The sequence below is a fragment of the Pseudomonas segetis genome (assembly GCF_900188155.1).
Classification (GTDB): domain Bacteria; phylum Pseudomonadota; class Gammaproteobacteria; order Pseudomonadales; family Pseudomonadaceae; genus Aquipseudomonas; species Aquipseudomonas segetis.
Map to the genome: position 1 here is coordinate 192,530 of NZ_FZOG01000006.1, position 18,416 is coordinate 210,945.

General features: G+C 56.7%; 20 protein-coding genes. 5 read left to right on the plus strand and 15 right to left on the minus strand.

Annotated features, from left to right (window positions below):
- Positions 1-109: 109 nt before the first annotated feature.
- The 4 genes from CHB79_RS18235 to CHB79_RS18250 are packed head-to-tail and all read right to left on the minus strand — an operon-like array spanning position 110 to position 3,371.
- Positions 110-973, minus strand: coding sequence for a LysR substrate-binding domain-containing protein (locus CHB79_RS18235; RefSeq protein ID WP_089360937.1), 864 nt, complete (start codon positions 971-973; stop codon positions 110-112).
- Entirely contained in the window at positions 973-1,767 is a 795-nt protein-coding gene (locus CHB79_RS18240; RefSeq protein ID WP_010485614.1) for a thymidylate synthase, read from the minus strand. The genes CHB79_RS18235 and CHB79_RS18240 overlap by 1 nt, the downstream gene beginning before the upstream one ends.
- Positions 1,764-2,567: a prolipoprotein diacylglyceryl transferase gene (gene lgt / locus CHB79_RS18245; RefSeq protein WP_010485613.1), complete on the minus strand. Its 804-nt coding sequence runs from the start codon at positions 2,565-2,567 to the stop codon at positions 1,764-1,766. Before lgt ends, CHB79_RS18240 begins: the two co-directional genes overlap by 4 nt.
- A gap of 21 nt (positions 2,568-2,588) precedes the next feature.
- On the minus strand, positions 2,589-3,371 hold the full coding sequence (locus tag CHB79_RS18250) for a sulfite exporter TauE/SafE family protein (RefSeq protein WP_010485611.1): 783 nt from the start codon (positions 3,369-3,371) through the stop codon (positions 2,589-2,591).
- A 121-nt stretch (positions 3,372-3,492) separates the two neighbouring features.
- Between CHB79_RS18250 and CHB79_RS18255 the strand changes: the two genes are divergently transcribed.
- Positions 3,493-4,239: an NRDE family protein gene (locus CHB79_RS18255; protein ID WP_089361018.1), complete on the plus strand. Its 747-nt coding sequence runs from the start codon at positions 3,493-3,495 to the stop codon at positions 4,237-4,239.
- Between the two features lie 44 nt (positions 4,240-4,283).
- Here CHB79_RS18255 and ptsP read toward each other — a convergent pair whose 3' ends face one another.
- The gene (ptsP, locus tag CHB79_RS18260) at positions 4,284-6,563 is read right to left on the minus strand and encodes a phosphoenolpyruvate--protein phosphotransferase (RefSeq protein WP_089360938.1); all 2,280 of its coding nucleotides are present in this window, start codon (positions 6,561-6,563) and stop codon (positions 4,284-4,286) included.
- Between the two features lie 19 nt (positions 6,564-6,582).
- The gene (locus CHB79_RS18265) at positions 6,583-7,062 is read right to left on the minus strand and encodes an RNA pyrophosphohydrolase (RefSeq protein ID WP_089361019.1); all 480 of its coding nucleotides are present in this window, start codon (positions 7,060-7,062) and stop codon (positions 6,583-6,585) included.
- Positions 7,063-7,202: 140 nt separating this feature from the next.
- Here CHB79_RS18265 and CHB79_RS18270 point away from each other — a divergent pair, with 140 nt between their 5' ends.
- Positions 7,203-7,856 (plus strand): histidinol-phosphatase, encoded by a 654-nt coding sequence (locus CHB79_RS18270; RefSeq protein ID WP_089360939.1) that lies wholly within the window; start codon positions 7,203-7,205, stop codon positions 7,854-7,856.
- A 77-nt stretch (positions 7,857-7,933) separates the two neighbouring features.
- Here CHB79_RS18270 and CHB79_RS18275 read toward each other — a convergent pair whose 3' ends face one another.
- Positions 7,934-8,374, minus strand: coding sequence for a DUF2269 family protein (locus CHB79_RS18275; protein WP_089360940.1), 441 nt, complete (start codon positions 8,372-8,374; stop codon positions 7,934-7,936).
- A gap of 12 nt (positions 8,375-8,386) precedes the next feature.
- On the minus strand, positions 8,387-9,901 hold the full coding sequence (ilvA, locus tag CHB79_RS18280; RefSeq protein WP_010485600.1) for a threonine ammonia-lyase, biosynthetic: 1,515 nt from the start codon (positions 9,899-9,901) through the stop codon (positions 8,387-8,389).
- A 190-nt stretch (positions 9,902-10,091) separates the two neighbouring features.
- Here ilvA and rpiA point away from each other — a divergent pair, with 190 nt between their 5' ends.
- Entirely contained in the window at positions 10,092-10,763 is a 672-nt protein-coding gene (gene rpiA, locus CHB79_RS18285) for a ribose-5-phosphate isomerase RpiA (RefSeq protein ID WP_089360941.1), read from the plus strand.
- Positions 10,764-10,835: 72 nt separating this feature from the next.
- Entirely contained in the window at positions 10,836-11,168 is a 333-nt protein-coding gene (locus tag CHB79_RS18290; RefSeq protein ID WP_010485597.1) for a YegP family protein, read from the plus strand.
- Positions 11,169-11,232: 64 nt separating this feature from the next.
- Here CHB79_RS18290 and CHB79_RS18295 read toward each other — a convergent pair whose 3' ends face one another.
- The 5 genes from CHB79_RS18295 to CHB79_RS18315 all read right to left on the minus strand — a co-directional run bounded on the left by CHB79_RS18295 (position 11,233) and on the right by CHB79_RS18315 (position 15,910).
- A complete protein-coding gene (locus CHB79_RS18295) occupies positions 11,233-12,144 on the minus strand; it encodes an SdiA-regulated domain-containing protein (RefSeq protein WP_089361020.1) in 912 nt (303 codons plus the stop codon).
- Between the two features lie 129 nt (positions 12,145-12,273).
- Positions 12,274-12,621 (minus strand): NirD/YgiW/YdeI family stress tolerance protein, encoded by a 348-nt coding sequence (locus CHB79_RS18300; protein ID WP_010485592.1) that lies wholly within the window; start codon positions 12,619-12,621, stop codon positions 12,274-12,276.
- A gap of 122 nt (positions 12,622-12,743) precedes the next feature.
- Positions 12,744-13,643: an SdiA-regulated domain-containing protein gene (locus tag CHB79_RS18305; RefSeq protein WP_245851561.1), complete on the minus strand. Its 900-nt coding sequence runs from the start codon at positions 13,641-13,643 to the stop codon at positions 12,744-12,746.
- 109 nt (positions 13,644-13,752) lie between these two features.
- Positions 13,753-14,418, minus strand: coding sequence for a fumarylacetoacetate hydrolase family protein (locus CHB79_RS18310; protein ID WP_089360942.1), 666 nt, complete (start codon positions 14,416-14,418; stop codon positions 13,753-13,755).
- A gap of 97 nt (positions 14,419-14,515) precedes the next feature.
- The gene (locus CHB79_RS18315; protein ID WP_089360943.1) at positions 14,516-15,910 is read right to left on the minus strand and encodes an FAD-binding oxidoreductase; all 1,395 of its coding nucleotides are present in this window, start codon (positions 15,908-15,910) and stop codon (positions 14,516-14,518) included.
- Positions 15,911-16,098: 188 nt separating this feature from the next.
- Between CHB79_RS18315 and serA the strand changes: the two genes are divergently transcribed.
- Positions 16,099-17,328: a phosphoglycerate dehydrogenase gene (gene serA, locus CHB79_RS18325; protein ID WP_010485585.1), complete on the plus strand. Its 1,230-nt coding sequence runs from the start codon at positions 16,099-16,101 to the stop codon at positions 17,326-17,328.
- A gap of 84 nt (positions 17,329-17,412) precedes the next feature.
- Here the strand turns inward: serA and CHB79_RS18330 are convergent, their stop codons facing one another.
- A complete protein-coding gene (locus CHB79_RS18330; protein ID WP_089360944.1) occupies positions 17,413-17,847 on the minus strand; it encodes a DUF4399 domain-containing protein in 435 nt (144 codons plus the stop codon).
- Between the two features lie 73 nt (positions 17,848-17,920).
- Positions 17,921-18,412, minus strand: coding sequence for a 2-thiouracil desulfurase family protein (locus tag CHB79_RS18335; RefSeq protein ID WP_010485583.1), 492 nt, complete (start codon positions 18,410-18,412; stop codon positions 17,921-17,923).
- Positions 18,413-18,416: the final 4 nt, after the last annotated feature.

Here is an 18,416-nt window from a genome sequence, read left to right on the forward strand (position 1 = left end):
GTTGATGCTAAACAAGCTATGCGAAGGCTTTATGGCAGTTAGGCAAAAGCTGCCAATAGTGACATCGGTATATTTGGGAATGACTTGCCGTTTTCAGGATGCTGGCTGCTCAATCGCCAACAGTGGAATGGGCCAGTGTCAGGAAAGCGGCGAGCAAGCGCGCCTGACGGCGCTCCTTGAGGCAATACAGATGCTCGCTGATCATCGGTGCCTGCTCCAGCTCGACCACCCGCAGATCAGGATGATCAGGCACTTCCTGGCGAGCAATCACACTGACACCGATATTGCGTACAACCGCTTCGCGAATCGACTCCCGATCACCAATTTCAAGCAACCTGGCAGCGCTGACATTGGCCCGCGCGAGCATTTCTTCAGTCAACACACGTGTGGTTGAACCCTGCTCGCGCATCAACAGGCAATGACTGGCCAAGGCATTCACGCTCACCCTCTGTTGTGCAGCTAGCGGGTGTTCGCGGTGCACCGCCAATACCAGCGGGTCCTGGCCAAGGGTCAGATGCGTCAGGCGAGCATCGGTGTTGAGCTGCGAAGACGCGGCCAGATCGACACGATAATCCTCCAGCGCCTCGATAACCTGCTGGGAATTGCCGATTTCCAGGCTGACTTCGACCTGCGGGTATTGCTGATGAAAGCGCTTGATCAGGTCGAGCATGTAATAGGGTGCGGTGGCGGCAAGGCGCAGTTTGCCTTGCGCCTGCCCGCAATTACGCAGGAAGAACTCGATATCGGCTTCCTCCTGCATCAGTTTCTTGACCCTTGGCAGCAGCTCTACACCTGCCTGCGTCAGGGTCAAGCGCCGGCCGCCGCGATAGAACAACTCGACGTTGTACTGGCTTTCAAGGCTGCGGACTTGAGTGGTGATCGTTGGCTGGCTGAGGCCGAGCTTTTTCGCCGCCTGGGTAATGCTGCCCAGGCGGGCGACCATGTAGAAGGCCTTTAGCTCGGCGCTGTGCATCAGACCGCTACAGGCGCTTTGATATGGGGATGGGCTTCGTAACCCACCAGTTCGAAGTCTTCAAACTTGAAGGCGAACAAGTCGGTCACCTCAGGATTGAGCTTCATCTGCGGCAATGGCAGCGGCTCACGGCTAAGTTGCAGGTCAGCCTGTTCGATATGGTTGGCATACAAGTGGCAATCACCGCCGGTCCAGATGAACTCGCCGGGCTGCAAGCCACAGACCTGCGCCACCATCAAGGTCAGCAGCGCATAGCTGGCAATATTGAATGGCACGCCGAGGAAGATATCAGCCGAACGCTGGTACAACTGGCAGCTGAGCTTGCCGTCCGCGACGTAGAACTGGAACAGGGCATGGCAAGGCGGCAACGCCATCTGCTCGACCAGCGCCGGATTCCAGGCCGAAACGATCAGGCGGCGCGAATCCGGGTTGGTCTTGATCATCTCGATCAGCTTGCTGATCTGGTCAACCGACTCCCCGTTAGGCGCCGGCCAGTTACGCCACTGGTAGCCGTAGACCGGACCGAGATCGCCGTTTTCATCGGCCCACTCATCCCAGATGCGTACACCATTTTCCTTGAGATAACGGATATTGGTGTCGCCCTGCAAAAACCACAGCAGTTCGTGGATGATCGACTTGAGGTGGCACTTCTTGGTGGTCACCAGCGGGAAGCCTTCGGCCAGGTCGAAACGCATCTGATGGGCAAACAGGCTGTAGGTGCCCGTGCCGGTGCGATCACTTTTGAAGGTGCCGGTCTCGCGAACCAGACGCATCATGTCCAGATACTGTTTCATTGCACGGCTCCTTGGGCAGCTTGGCGACGGTAGGCGTATGCGATCAGCGCCATGCCGCCAATAATCATTGGCAGCGACAGAATCTGGCCCATGGTCAGCCAACCCCAGGCCAAGTACCCCAACTGCGCATCCGGCACCCTGACAAACTCGACGATGAAGCGGAATATGCCGTAGCACATGGCGAACATCCCGGACACCGCCATGGTTGGCCGTGGTTTGCGTGAGTAGAACCACAGGATGGTGAACAGCGCCACGCCCTCAAGCGCGAACTGATACAACTGCGACGGGTGACGGGCAAGCTGCTGCGGGTCGGTCGGGAACACCATTGCCCAAGGCACGTCAGTGGCCTTGCCCCACAGCTCGGCGTTGATGAAGTTGCCGATACGCCCTGCGCCCAGGCCAATAGGCACCAAGGGCGCAATAAAATCCATCAACTCGAAGAAGGTCTTGTTGTTGCGCTTGCCGAACCACCAGGCAGCCAGCATCACGCCGATAAAACCACCGTGGAACGACATGCCGCCCTTCCATACTTCAAGGATGAGCAGCGGGTTGGCAATATAAGCGGGCAAATCATAAAACAGCACGTAACCCAGGCGGCCACCCAGTATCACGCCCATGGCGCACCAGAACACCAGGTCTGAAAGTTTTTCCTTGTTCCAGGTCGGCGCAAAACGATGCAGGCGGCGCGAAGCCAACAGCCATGCACCGCCAATCCCGACCAGGTACATCAGGCCATACCAATGGATTTGCAGCGGCCCGAGGGAAATTGCAACCGGGTCGATCTGGGGGTAAGCCAGCATCAAAAAACTCCTAAGAAGGCGTTAAATCAGGAAATTCAAGCCCACGCAAAATAACAGCAGGGCAAATAAACGCTTGAGTACGACGGGTGATAAACGATGCGCCAAGCGTGCGCCCACCCGCGCAAAAAACATACTACTAACGGCAATACCGGCCAATGCAGGCAGGTAAACAAAGCCTGCGCTCCATTGTGGCAACTGCGCTTCGTTCCAGCCGATCCACATAAAGCTTATGGCACCCGCCAACGCAATGGGCAGGCCACAAGCCGATGAAGTTGCTACCGCCTGTTGCATGGGCACACTGCGCCACATCAAAAACGGCACGCTCAGCGAGCCACCGCCAATGCCGAAAATCGCCGACGCCCAGCCGATCACCACTCCCGCCACGGTTAATCCGGGCTTGCCTGGGACACCACGACTGGCCTTGGGTTTCAACCCAAGAATCATTTGCAGCGCAACGCTAATGGCAAACACCCCAATGATCTTCTGCAACAACGGCCCCTGGATCTTACTCGCAGTCAGCGCACCCAAGGCTGCGCCAAGCAATATACCCACAGCCATCCAGATAAACAGCGGCCAGCGCACGGCGCCCAGGCGATGGTGCTCGAGTACCGAGTTGATCGAGGTAAAGATGATGGTTGCCAGTGAGGTGCCCACCGCAAGGTGAGTCAAAACTTCCGGGGCAAAGCCATGGGCAGCAAAGCTGGCAACCAGCACCGGGACAATGATCAAGCCGCCACCGACACCAAACAGCCCGGCCATAACCCCTGCAGCAGCGCCAAGCACCAGATACAGCAGCAGCTCCATCACCACCCCCAAAAATAAAGGCGCATGGTAACGGATGCAGCAATTTGCCTCTACTCAAGAGCGATGGATGCCATGCCCGGCATTGCGTAAAGTGGCAGCACCATCAACCAAGGAAGCAATCATGTGCCTGATAACCCTTGCCTGGCGCCCCGGCCATGCCCAGCCACTGGTCGTTGCGGCCAATCGCGATGAGTTCTATGCGCGCCCCAGCGCAGCCCTGAGTCAATGGCACGACGCACCTGGGATATACGCCGGGCGCGACCTCGAAGCAGGCGGCACCTGGCTCGGCATTAGTGGTGATGGTCGTTTCGCCGCCCTGACCAATATTCGCAATATGCAACTGCCGGCGGGCCGGCGTTCACGGGGTGAGTTGCCCGCCAACTTCCTGCGCACCAGTCTGAGCGCCCGCGACTATATCGAAACCCTCAAGGTGAGCGCGGCGGATTATTCGGGATTCAATCTACTGGTCGGCGATGGTCAGCAGCTGTGTTATTTCAACTCGCACAGCGGCCAAGCCCAAACGCTTAGTGCCGGGGTTTACGGTTTATCCAATGCCGAGCTCGACAGCGCCTGGCCCAAGGTTGATTACGCCAAGCAGGCCCTTGCCCAGCTACTTGAGTCACCAAGACCCGAGGCTATGCTGGAGTTGCTTAGCGATAACCAGGTACCGAACGACAACGCCTTGCCTGACACCGGCGTCGGCATCGCCACCGAACGCCTGCTTGGTAGCGCATTTATTGCCAGCCAGACCTACGGCACCCGCGCCAGCACGGCATTGATCGTCCAGGCCGACGGCCATTGGCAGATGGTTGAACGCAGTTTTGGCACCCTTGGTGTGGCATTGGGCGAAGTCAGCCTGCAAGGCTGACTGTGGATAAGTGCCCAAGCCTGGCAACGGGCCAGGACTGGGTCTTATGCCTGAATATCCGAGGCGGGGTTGATCATTCGGCCCAAACCTAGGTTACGCAATGCTAGGTGCAGGGTGCTGTCGATAACCTGCGGATTGTCGATGGTCATCACCTGCGCCAGCAGCTCGCGGGCCTTGGTCATGGTGATCTGGCGCAGCAGCCACTTGACCTTGGGCAAGTTGGTGGCGTTCATCGACAAGCTATCAAAGCCCATCGCCATTAGCAGCACCGCCGCGGCTGGATCACCGGCCATTTCCCCGCAAATACTCACCGGCTTGCCTTCGGCATGCGAGTCATCGACCACCTTGCGCAGCGCTTGCAAAACAGCCGGGTGGAAGAAGTCGTACAGGTCGGCAACCCGTGGATTGTTGCGATCCACAGCCAGCAAGTATTGTGTCAGGTCGTTGGAGCCGACAGAGAGGAAATCCACCTGCCGCGCCAAATCGCGGGTCTGGTACACCGCTGCCGGAATCTCAATCATCATGCCCACTGGCGGCAATGGCACATCGGTGCCTTCATCGCGCACCTCGCCCCACGCCCGATGGATCAGGTGCAGGGCCTCTTCAAGCTCCTGAACCCCCGATATCATCGGCAACAGGATCCGCAGGTTGTTCAACCCTTCGCTGGCCTTGAGCATGGCCCGGGTTTGTACCAGGAAAATCTCCGGATGATCGAGGGTCACGCGAATGCCGCGCCAGCCCAGGAATGGGTTGTCTTCCTTGATCGGAAAGTAGGACAGGCTCTTGTCACCGCCGATATCCAGGCTGCGCATGGTTACCGGCAGCGGGTGGAAAGCTTCAAGCTGCTCGCGGTAGATTGCCAGTTGCTCTTTTTCGCTGGGGAAGCGCTCCTTCATCATAAAGGGCACTTCGGTACGGTACAGGCCCACACCTTCGGCACCACGCTCTTGCGCGCGGGTTACATCCGCCAGCAAGCCGGTATTGACCCACAGCGGCATGCGATGTCCATCGAGCGTCTCGCACGGCAAGGCGCGCAGCGCATCGAGCCCCTGGCTTAGCTGACGCTCTTCCTCAACCACGTCAGCGTATTGCTTGCGCAGTATTTCACTGGGGTTGGTGAACACCTCGCCATGGTAACCATCGACGATCAGCTGGATTCCGTCGATCTTCGAATAGGGTAAATCCACGGCGCCCATGACTGTCGGGATGCCCATGGCACGGGCAAAGATAGCCACATGGGAGTTACCCGAGCCCAGCACCGAAACCAGCCCGACCAACTTGCCTTCCGGCACTTCGCCAAGCATCGACGGCGACAGCTCCTCACTGACCAGGATGGTGTTATCGGGATACGTCAGGTTTTGCTGGCGAGCTTTCTGCAAATACGCCAGCAAGCGCCGGCCCAGGTCCTTGATGTCCGAGGCTCGCTCACGCAGGTAGGCATCGTCCATCAATTCGAAACGGTTGACGTGATCCGTTACCACCTGGCGCAAGGCTCCCTGCGCCCACTGGCCGGTCTTGATGACCTTGACCACCTCGTTACCCAGCGAGGCGTCTTCGAGCATCATCAGGTAGACATCAAACAGCGCACACTCTTCTGGGCGAAGTTGTGTGGCCATCTTCGCCGAAAGTGCGCGCATGTCTGCACGAACGCCTTCAAGAGCCGTATTGAACAAGGCCAATTCAGCGTCGATGTTCTCAATGGTTTTATCGGGGACCACTTCCAGGTCCGCTGGTGGCAGTACTACCAGCGCAGTACCAACCGCCGCGCCTGGCGAGCCGGGCACGCCGACAAACTTGGCTTCCTGGATACCCTTGCCTTGCTTGCCCAGGCCACGAATCGAACCCGTGGCCTCGGCGTGGGCAATAACCCCGGCGAGCTGGGCGCTCATGGTCACCAGGAAGGCTTCTTCACCTTCGTCGAACTGGCGGCGCTCTTTTTGCTGGATAACCAGAACGCCCATCACCCGACGGTGGTGAATGATCGGCGAGCCCAAAAATGAGGCATAGCGCTCTTCACCGGTTTCGGCAAAGTAGCGATAGCGTGGGTGAGCGGCTGCATTTTCGAGGTTCAGCGGCTCTTCGCGCGTGCCTACAAGACCGACCAGGCCTTCATTGGGGGCCATGCTGACCTTGCCAATCGAACGCTTGAGCAAGCCGTCGGTGGCCATCAGTACGAAACGGTTGGTTTCAGGGTCGAGCAGGTAAACCGAGCAAACGTGGCTGCCCATGGCCTCTTTTACGCGCTGCACGATAATGCCCAACGCCGCCTTGAGGTCTTTGGCGGCATTCACTTCCTGGACGATCTTGCGCAGCGTATTGAGCATGGCTCGACTCTAGTCTATGTCAGTCCCGCGTCAACAAACGCGGTGCGAGTTCTTTAAGGGCGCGGCGATAAACTTCACGCTTAAATGTAACGACTTGACCGAGAGGATACCAATAACTGACCCACTTCCAGCCATCAAACTCAGGTTTATTGGTGAGGTCCATGCGTACGCGCTGCTCATCGGAGGTTAGGCGCAGCAAAAACCATTTTTGCTTCTGACCAATACACAGCGGTTGGCTGTGCGTGCGCACTAACCGCTGAGGCAGACGATACCTCAACCAACCACGGGTGCAGGCGAGAATCTGAACATCGCGCCGTTCGAGCCCGACTTCTTCATTCAACTCACGATAAAGCGCGTCTTCCGGCGACTCATTATCGTTGATCCCACCTTGTGGGAATTGCCAAGCGTCCTGGTTAATCCGGCGCGCCCACAGCACCTGCCCGGCATCATTAGTCAAAATAATGCCGACGTTCGGGCGAAAACCATCGGAGTCAATCACGGCGCACAACCTCGTAAACGCATGTACTGGCATTGTTCCACAAAGCCTGCGACAGCGGCAACGCGCTAGATGGTGTAATAGGAATACCTCGCAAAAGCAGCTATTCTGCGGGCCCTTGGACTCAATCAGTAAGGTGATGTGTGCGCTTGGCTTTATTTGATCTCGACAACACCCTGCTCGGTGGTGACAGCGATCACGCGTGGGGCGACTACTTGTGTGAACGCGGCATCCTCGACGGCGTGGCCTACAAGAACCGCAATGACGAGTTCTATCAGGACTACCTGGCTGGCACCCTGAACATCACCGATTATCTGAATTTCACCCTGGACATACTCGGGCGCACCGAGATGAGCCAGTTGCAGCAGTGGCACGATGACTTTATGCGCGATTGCATAGAGCCCATTATCCTGGCCAAGGCCGAGGCCCTGCTCGAACAACACCGCCAGGCAGGTGACAAGCTGGTCATCATCACCGCGACCAACCGCTTCGTCACCGGACCTATTGCCGCCCGCCTTGGCGTGGACACCCTGCTGGCGACCGAATGCGAAATGGCCGACGGCCGCTACACCGGCCGAACAACCGATGTACCCTGTTTCAAGGAAGGTAAGGTCATCCGCCTTAATCGCTGGCTCGAGGAGACCGGATACAGCCTTGAAGACAGTTACTTCTACAGCGACTCAATGAACGACTTGCCGCTGCTTGAGCAAGTCAGCCATGCCTTCGCCGTTGACCCCGACCCACGCCTGCAAGCCGAAGCCGAAAAGCGCGGCTGGCCGGTGATATCACTGCGCTGAATCAATAGCGCCGAGACTCGGCAGGCACAAAAAAAGGGTTACGGCGCGCGCCTGTAACCCTTTTTGGGAGCAACCCCTTAGACCGGCTTGGCGCCCATCAGCCCCATTATCGCGATCAGCAGGATAATGATCAGCACCGCATAAGCCATGCACAAGCGCTTCAAGCCGGTTGATGCCGGCGTCTCGCCCAGCGCCAGCCAGACGCGCAGGCGCCCGGAAAGCAACAGGCCCAGGATCACCAGCAGGGCAAACAACAGGCTGCTTGCCAACAACCACATCTGGCTCAGCGGCAACCCGGTCATGTCGACCATCCAGTAACCACTGAACGGCAGCGTCAGCGCCAACAGGGCCAGCACCGGCATGCTGATAAAGCGTGTGCGCTTGAGTTTACGCTGCAACACGCCGGCATCACCGCTGCGCTGGGCTTTCCAGAGCATGAACACATGGGCCAGCAAACCTAACAGTACAAGCACTGCAACAGCGCTGTGGGCGATCTTTATCAGTTGATAATGTTCCATCGTATATTGGGCCTATCCAAGGAAAAGTGTGTACGCCGGGTTCTCACTCTCATCCCAGTAGGGATAGCCGATCGCGTCAAGTGCTGCCGGGACCAGATGGCGCTCGTGTTGAGGAACTTGCAGCCCCGCCACCACACGGCCATCCGCGGCGCCATGGTTGCGGTAATGAAACATCGAGATATTCCAGCGCCCACCCAACTTATTGAGGAAGTTGAACAGCGCACCCGGACGCTCGGGAAACTCAAAGCGCAGCACGATTTCGTCACTGACCCGCTCCGCACGACCGCCAACCATGTGGCGTATATGCAACTTGGCCAGTTCGTTGTCGGTCAGATCAAGTACCGGGAAACCCTTGTTTTGCAGGCCTTCAACCAACGCCTTGCGCGGGTCGGTTTCGGGATGCGTCTGCACGCCAACGAAGATGTGTGCCTCTTTGGCGGCATGGTAACGGTAGTTGAATTCAGTGATCTGGCGCTTGCCAAGGGCTTCGCAGAACGCCTTGAAGCTGCCAGGCTGCTCGGGAATAGTCACGGCAATGATCGCCTCGCGTTTTTCGCCCAGCTCGGAACGCTCGGCGACGTGACGCAAACGATCAAAGTTGATGTTGGCTCCCGAGTCGATGCCGATGAGCACCTGATCCCGGACGCCTTCACGCTCGACGTACTTCTTGATGCCGGCGACACTCAAGGCGCCAGCAGGCTCGGTGATGGAGCGCGTGTCATCGTAGATGTCCTTGATCGCCGCGCAAATTTCATCGGTGCTGACGGTAACCACTTCATCGACATAATCCTTGCAGATATCGAAGGTATGCTTGCCGATCTGGGCAACTGCCACACCATCGGCAAACAGCCCAACCTGCCCCAACACCACACGCTCACCCGCCGCCATGGCGGCTTGCAGGCAATTCGAGTCATCTGGTTCGACGCCTATGACCTTGGTTTGCGGGCACAGGTATTTGACGTAGGCCGCGATTCCCGCGATCAACCCGCCACCGCCAACAGGAACGAACACCGCATCGATCTTGCTTTGATACTGGCGCAGGATCTCCATCGCCACCGTGCCCTGGCCAGCAATGGTGTCCGGGTCATCGTAGGGATGAACATAGGTAAAGCCCTGCTCCTCGACCAGCTTCAGCGAATGGGCCAATGCCTCGGGGAAGCTATCGCCGTGCAACACTACGATTCCACCACGCGAACGCACGCCATGGACCTTGATTTCCGGCGTGGTCTTGGGCATCACGATTGTGGCCTTGATCCCAAGGTGCTTGGCAGCCATGGCCAGGCCCTGGGCGTGGTTGCCGGCCGAGGCAGTGACCACACCGCGCTCACGCTCGATATCACTGAGCTGGATCAGCTTGTTGTAGGCGCCACGAATCTTGAATGAATAAACCGGCTGCAAGTCTTCACGCTTAAGCAAAATCTTGTTGCCCAGACGCTCTGAAAGTTGAGGAGCGACTTGCAACGGCGTTTCCACCGCTACGTCATAGACGCGCGAGGTCAGGATTTTCTTAACGTAGTGTTCGAGCATGATCTCTAATCGCTGGCGGTATTCAAAGGAGCTCACGAGTCTACCCCACGGCGGCCGTGCTAGACCACACGGAATCGGGGGATTTGGCTGCGACGTCGTGACTCGATTGCAGCACATTAGTGGCAGGGTTTTCTTGCACATGCCGCTATAATTAGCCCTCACCCATCTTCAACTTAGGCTCAGAACCGTGATGACTCAGGACCAACTCAAGCAAGCTGTGGCGCAGGCTGCTGTCGACCATATCCTCCCCAAGCTCGACGCCAAGAGCATCGTGGGTGTGGGCACGGGCTCTACCGCCAACTGCTTTATTGATGCGCTGGCCAAGCACAAGATGGAGTTCGACGGTGCAGTTGCCAGCTCTGAAGCCACCGCAGCACGCCTTAAAGGCCACGGCATCCCGGTCTACGAACTGAATACGGTCAGTGACCTGGAGTTTTACGTCGATGGCGCTGATGAAAGCGATGAGCGCCTGAACCTGATCAAAGGCGGCGGCGCTGCATTGACTCGCGAAAAGATAGTCGCGGCCGTAGCCAAGACCTTTATCTGCATTGCCGATGCCAGCAAATTGGTGCCAGTGCTTGGCGCCTTTCCCCTGCCGGTCGAGGTGATCCCTATGGCGCGTAGCCATGTGGCCCGCGAGCTGGTCAAGCTCGGTGGCGATCCGGTGTACCGCGAAGGCGTGGTTACGGATAACGGCAATGTGATTCTTGATGTATTCAATCTGCAGATCGTCAACCCAATTGAACTGGAAACGCGCATCAACGCAATCGTGGGCGTGGTCACCAACGGCCTGTTCGCGGCGCGTGGTGCCGATTTATTGCTGTTGGGAACCAGCGAAGGGGTCAAGAGTCTGACTCGATAGGAGGCTTGGGCTGGTCGGATGGCAAAGACCAGCTAGGCTTGGATTGTCCCTATCCCGACCAAGGAGGTCAAAATGGCCAGTAAATTTCACCTGAAAAAAGCCAAAGACGGTCAGTTCCACTTCAACCTGCTCGCAGGTAACGGTGAGATCATCCTCACCAGCGAGATGTACAAAGCCAAGGACTCGGCGCTTAACGGCATTGAATCGGTGAAAAAGAATTCGGCGCGCGAAGGCGCTTTCGAAATCAAGACCAGCAGCAACGACAAGCATTACTTCGTGCTCAAGGCGACAAACGGCCAGGTGGTAGGCCAAAGCCAGATGTACACCACTGCCGCAAGCTGCAAGAACGGTGTTGAATCAGTCCAGAAGAATGCGCCAGGAGCCGTGCTCAACGACGAAAGCTAAAGCCAAGGCCTTGGACTCAAAAACGCCGGTGGCTTATGGAGCCCCGGCGTTTTTTATGAGCGCACTACTTGGCTTGCTTCTCGAACACATAGAACAGGTTTGGCTCACTGATCAGGTAGAGCACGCCGTTATCATCCATGGCGACACCTTCAGCCTGTGGCACCGACGCCTTCAAGCCATGCTGGCGACGCAGCAGGGATAAGGTACTGATCGGCTTGCCCTCCACATCAAGCTCGATGACAAGGCTCGACTCATCAGAGAGCGCCAACAAATGGCCCGTTTTCTCGTCAAACTGCAGGCTCGACAGGTCGCGAACAAACAAGCCCTTATCGCGCTTGATGTTATCAACCACATGCACTGAATACTTTTGTTCGGCATTGGCTTCGGCAAAACCGGTTATTTCAAGGATTCGTACGGGGTCACGCTCTTTGGCCACATACAGGCGCTTGCCCACAGAATCATAGGCCAGGCCTTCGAACCCTTTGTTGCCGCCCCCACCCACGCTGAGTGAGAACTGCTTGGTTTGATCGGCATTGACTTGCCTGGTGCTGTCATCGATCTCTACCCGCAGCAGCCGCTGGAGCCGCTCATCGGTGATCACGAATACATTGGGGCGAATGTATTCAACCGCCTCGGGATCACCAAAGCCCACCAGATCAATACGGCGCAAAACCTGGCCATCGAGGGAGAGCTCGATCAGCTGTGGCTGCGTATTGGTGACGGTAAACAAGGTGCGCCTATCAGGGTCGTAAGTCAGCGCGGAGATATCATCATCAAGGCCTTCAATTTTCTTGGCCTCGAGGCTGACGCGATAATCCGACAGCCAGATCGCATCCGCTTGACTGCTGCTGGCAGATGTTGCGTTGAACCAGATCCGTTCGAACAAACGATACTGCTGCGCAGCGACCGCCAGCAATACCACCACCAGTACCAATAAGGCCAGCAACACACGTTTAACCGAGAACAGGGAACCCATGTTTGTACTTCTCAGAAATTGCGCATAAAAAACGCCGCCCAAGCCCAGCTTGCAGCAGCGCATCCAACATTGGGTCTGGCCCCGGATGCACTAGATCAAATGCACCCGGAATGCCAATCACAGCAAGTGTTACTTGACCAGCTCCACGCGGTCGACTTCAACTTCAACACCGCTACGACCCTGATCAACTTCACCGGTCAGCTTGACGGTGGCTTTATCGTCAACGCTCTGGCTCGGCCAGTCTTCATCATCGATTTCAACTTCGACGGTGCCGGTGGCGTCCTTGAATGTGTAGTGTTCACCGCGCAGACGCTCGACAATCTGACCTTGCAGCACAACCTGGGTATCGTCAGCAGCCTTGAGCGCTTCAGCGACTGTGGTCACCTGAACGTTGGCGCTAGGACCGTTGTAGCTTTGAGCCATGACCGCAGTCGAGAACAGTGGGGCAAGCAGCAGTGCGAGAGTAGTGCGTTTCATAGTCTGAATCTCTAATCAGTGAATGACAGGGTCAGATTAACCAGCGTAGCTGAAGCCTTGCTGAATTTTGCCTTAAGCCAAACTTAAAAGAATCCTCAAACAGCGAAGTGATGTTCCAGTGGCTACTTAGACAGCACATAGAACAGATTGGGCTCGCTGACCACATAGATATCGCCATCGGCACCGGTGGTCACGCCCTCGGGCTGCTTGACGCCCCAACCCAGACCATTGAATCCACTGGCAAGACTGATAAAGCTGTGCGGCCTGGCGTTGGCATCCAGCTCAACCAATACCCGCGACTCGTCAGAGAGCAGCAGCGCATGCCCGGTCCGGGGATCAAAACTCACGGAAGAAATATCGCGGACAAAAACATCGTCGATATTAAGCTCAAGCATGCCCTGGGCCGGACCGCTCTTGCCTGGCAGTGGCAAGGTGTAAAAGCCCCGGGGATCTCGCTCTTTGGCCAACAGTATCAGTTGGCGACGACTGTCCCAGCCTAGCCCCTCAAAGCCTTTGTTAGCGGCCTTGGCAAAGCCCAGGTCAACCTGGATTTGCTGCCTGGCATTGATCTGGGTTGTGCTTGCAGTCAATGGAAAAACCGTGAGCGTGCGCTGACGCTCATCGACGATGGCCATCAAGTCGCCAGAGAGCGCTTCGACACCTTCGGGGTTTTCAAGCCCTGTCACCGGGATACGCCGCAACACATCGCCAGTCAGCGATAACTCGACCAACTCGCTATGCTTGCCCAAAATAGTAAACAGGGTGTTGCTGCTGGGCCGGTACGTCAGCCCGGAAACCTCACCCTCTTCAAGCCCGGCAATCGCCTTGCCGGCCAGGGTCACGCGGTAGCTGGGCAACCAGATGCTTGACGCTTGCATCTCGGCACTGGTTTGCAGCTCCTTGAGCAGGAACAGCGCGCGTTCATCCCAGCGCTGATAGAGCCCGACACTGACAAACACCACAAGCATTAAAACCAGCAGACTGCGAAATACAGTGCTGAACACCTTCGAGCTTTTGGGCACCGCTATTACTCAATAAAAACGATACCGCTCAAGCTAGGCGTATCCTCAGGTTCAAATACCGCTCAACGCGCATCCCTGCACATACTAAGAAAGGGGCCGGATCATTTGATTAGAGGACTTGGCTGGTGAAACTGCTCAACCCAACCAGTTCAATCTGCAATTGATCACCCTTGTTCAGAGGGCCTACTCCGACTGGAGTTCCAGTGAGAATGACATCGCCAGGTTGCAAATTGAAGTGAGCGGCCATGTTCTGGATCATTGGCACGATCGGGTTGAGCATGACGCTGCTGTTACCGTCCTGGCGGACTTCACCATTGATGCACAGACGAATGCCAATGTCGGCCAAGTCAGTGATGGCATCACCACTGACAAAAGGCGCAAGCACGCAGGCGCCATCAAATGACTTGGCGATTTCCCACGGGTAGCCCTTTTCCTTGAGCTTGGCCTGGACATCACGCAGGGTCAGGTCCAGGGCAGGCGCGAAACCTGAAATCGCATCCCGTACTTCTTCGCTGCTCGGTGAGCGCGACAGTGGCTTGCCAATCAGCACCGCGATCTCGGCTTCGTAGTGCACCGAGCCACGGTCGTCAGGAATGCTGAACCCAGTATTGAGTGGCACTACACAACTGCCTGGCTTGATAAACAACAGCGGCTCGGTCGGAACAGGGTTGTTCAACTCTTTGGCATGCTCGGCGTAGTTGCGACCAATGCACACCACTTTACCCATTGGGAAATGGATGAGGGTGCCGTCGATATACTGATGCTGGTAGCTCATGAATAGTCCTCAAAAGGCAATGCATGCAAAACAATGTGGGCTCGACAACAGGCCGGACATCAGTGATGTGTTGTTCAGTCCCGGCCTGGCCTGGCAATTACTCAGCGAAAATTTTACCGGGATTCATGATGCCATTGGGATCAAACACCGCCTTGATGGCCTTCATGTAGGCAATTTCAGCTTCAGAGCGGCTGTATCCCAAGTAGTCACGCTTGGTCATGCCCACGCCATGCTCAGCCGAGATCGAGCCGTTGTACTTCTGCACGATCTCGAACACCCACTTATTGACAGTGGCACACTTGGCGAAGAATTCATCTTTGCTCAGGTTCTCGGGCTTGAGGATGTTCAGGTGCAGGTTGCCGTCCCCGATGTGACCGAACCAGACAATCTCGAAATCCGGGTAATGTTCGCCGACGATCTCGTCAATATCATGCAAAAACGCCGGGACTTTAGAAACGGTCACCGAAATATCGTTTTTGTATGGCGTCCAGTGGGAGATGGTCTCGGAGATATATTCGCGCAGCTTCCACAGGTTCTGCAGTTGCGCCTCGCTCTGGCTCATCACGCCATCGAGTACCCAGCCTTGCTCAACGCAGTGCTCAAAGGTCTCGAGTGCAGCGTTGGCCACTTCTTCGGTACTGGCTTCAAACTCAAGCAATGCGTAGAAAGGGCAATCGGTTTCGAAGGCTGGCGGCACATCGCCACGCGCCATGACCTTAGCCAGGGCCTTATCCGAGAAAAACTCGAAGGCGGTCAGGTCAAGTTTGCTTTGGAAGGCATGCAGCACCGGCATGATCGAATCGAAATCAGCGGCACCCAGCACCATTGCGGTCAGGTTCTGTGGTGCGCGATCGAGGCGCATTGTCGCTTCGACCACAAAGCCCAGTGTGCCTTCGGCACCGATAAACAGCTGGCGCAAGTCGTAGCCGGTGGCGTTCTTGATCAGGTCTTTGTTCAACTCAAGCAGCTCGCCAGTGCCGGTCACCACCTTTAGGCCAGCCACCCAGTTGCGGGTCATGCCGTAGCGAATAACCTTGATACCGCCGGCATTGGTGCCGATATTGCCGCCAATTTGACTGGATCCTGCGGAAGCGAAATCCACCGGATAATACAGGCCCTGTTCTTCAGCAAAGTTCTGCAGTTGCTCTGTGACGACACCTGGCTGGCAGACCACGGTGCGATCAAATTCGTTGAACCCAAGAATTTGATTCATGTAGTCAAACGAAACCACCACCTCGCCGTTGGCCGCGACGGCAGCAGCAGACAACCCGGTGCGGCCGCCGGAGGGTACTAAAGCGACCTTGCTCTGGTTCGCCCAGCGGACGATGGCCTGCACCTGTTCAACGCTCTTGGGAAAGACAATAGCAAGCGGTGCCGGGGCAAAGTGTTTGGTCCAGTCCTTGCCGTAGGCATCAAGGGAATCGGCATCGGTCAGCACTTTTCCGACTTCGACTAAGGACTTCAACTCATCAATCAGGGCAGGATTGGTCATCTACAGAACTCTCAAACGATTCATGGTCACCCTGAGCACGCTTCATCTGCCAGGATAGGGTGTTTCGCGGGGCACCTATGCTAGCATACGCACCCCGTTAATCAGTGCCCAGCACTAACCCACGGGCTTATCAGCAGTTGGTGCTGAGAATTTTCCTGACACTCTATTGTGGGACAACAGGTACTCCGATGAGCAAGACCTCTCTCGACAAGAGCAAGATCAAGTTCCTTCTTCTCGAAGGCGTCCACCAAAATGCCGTGGATACCCTGAAGGCTGCCGGCTACAGCAATATCGAGTACCTCACCGGCTCGTTGCCTGAAGCCGAATTGAAGGAAAAGATCGCCGAGGCCCATTTTATCGGCATCCGCTCTCGTACCCAGCTGACGGCTGAGGTATTTGATTGCGCAAACAAACTGGTTGCCGTCGGCTGTTTCTGCATTGGCACCAACCAGGTGGATCTCGATGCGGCCCGCGAGCGCGGTATCGCCGTATTCAACGCCCCCTTCTCGAACACCCGCTCGGTTGCCGAACTGGTATTGGCGCAAGCGATTCTGTTGCTGCGCGGTATCCCGGAGAAGAACGCCTCTTGCCACCGTGGCGGCTGGATCAAAAGCGCGGCCAACTCATTTGAGATCCGCGGCAAGAAACTGGGCATTGTTGGTTACGGCTCGATTGGTACGCAGCTGTCGGTGCTTGCAGAAGCACTGGGCATGCAAGTGTTCTTCTATGATGTAGTGACCAAGCTGCCGCTGGGCAACGCCACGCAAGTCGCCAAGCTGCATGATCTGCTCGGCATGTGCGATATCATTTCGCTGCACGTTCCTGAGCTGCCATCGACTCAGTGGATGATCGGTGAAGCGGAAATCCGCGCAATCAAGCAAGGCGGCATCCTGATCAACGCTGCACGCGGCACTGTGGTGGAACTTGACCACCTGGCAACTGCGATCAAAGAAGAACGCCTGATTGGCGCGGCCATCGACGTGTTCCCGGTCGAGCCTCGCTCGAACACTGAAGAGTTTGAAAGCCCGCTGCGTGGCCTTGACCGCGTAATCCTGACGCCGCACATCGGTGGTTCGACCGCCGAAGCCCAAGCCAACATTGGTCTGGAAGTGGCTGAAAAGCTGGTCAAGTACAGCGACAACGGGACCTCGGTATCGTCGGTCAACTTCCCGGAAGTGGCCTTGCCGTCACATCCTGGCAAGCACCGCTTGCTGCACATCCACGAAAACATTCCAGGTGTGATGAGCGAGATCAACCGCGTATTCGCCGAAAACGCCATCAACATCTCCGGTCAGTTCCTGCAGACCAATGAGAAGGTTGGCTACGTGGTAATCGACGTCGATGCTGAGTACTCCGATCTGGCATTGGAGAAACTGCAGCAGGTAAACGGCACTATCCGCAGCCGCGTTCTGTTCTAAAACAGAACAGCTGCACTAAAAAGGGAGGCTTTTGGCCTCCCTTTTTAGTGGCTGGCATTTGGGTTTGCTTGAAACCCAACCCGGCTATTTAACCGTTACAGTGATTTTTTTCGACAGCACCGGCGGGTCAAATGGCACGTGGTTCTTGTCGCCCAGAAGCAATTGCAACGTATGCTTGCCCGGGGCGAGGGTCAGCTCGGTTTCGGTCTGGCCCTTACCGAAATGGACCACGTTTTCGGTAGCCGGTAGCGGGCCGTTCATAGCAGGCAACTGGTCGAGATCGATCAACAAGTGGTGATGACCGGTATCCGGAGCATCCACGCCCGCCGGGGCAATGCCCATCCCCTTGAGGCCAAAACGTACGGTAAAGGTTTTATCGACAGTGGCTCCGTCCTTAGGCTCGATGATATACACCGAGGCATTTTCCGGAGCAGCTGTCCGGGGCACTTCAGCGAGGGCGGCGAAACTGGCTCCGAGCATGCAAAAGCTCAGGGCGAAGGCAGGCACTAACTTATTCATCATGAACACCTTGTGGATTGATTCATGGGATTGACGCTGCAATAAACAGGTTTGTTCCCTGCAATCAGCAGCTCTAGTCTAGTTCAAGCCGAGCAAGCGCCCGGGTCGCCGCGTCCAGTTGCTCTTCGTTAAACACTGCAACGCCCGCGCGCCGCAGCAGAGCGGCAGTTACGCCTTCGCCAGCAACCTTGTTGCCACTGAAGCTGCCATCATAATTCTCAATATTTCCGCACGAGGGGCTGCGTGCCTTGAGTAAGGCGATTGCAATGTCGTGTTTCTTGACCAACGCCAGCGCCTGCTCGGCGCCCGATACGAATTGAGCGGTGAAATCCTCACCTTCAATACTGACCACGGGCAACAGGCCATCCAACACCTGGGCGCCCTGGCCACCTGGAATTTCAGCGGCAGGGCGCGGTGTTGGCAGACCACCGGCGACTTCCGGACACAGGGCAATAACCCGGCCTTCCGCTTGCCAGCGCGCCAGCACGTCATAAGGCCCGTGCGCACCGCCGTCATAGCGCACGCGATGGCCCAACAGGCAACGGCTGACCAGGATCATTTGCATCGCT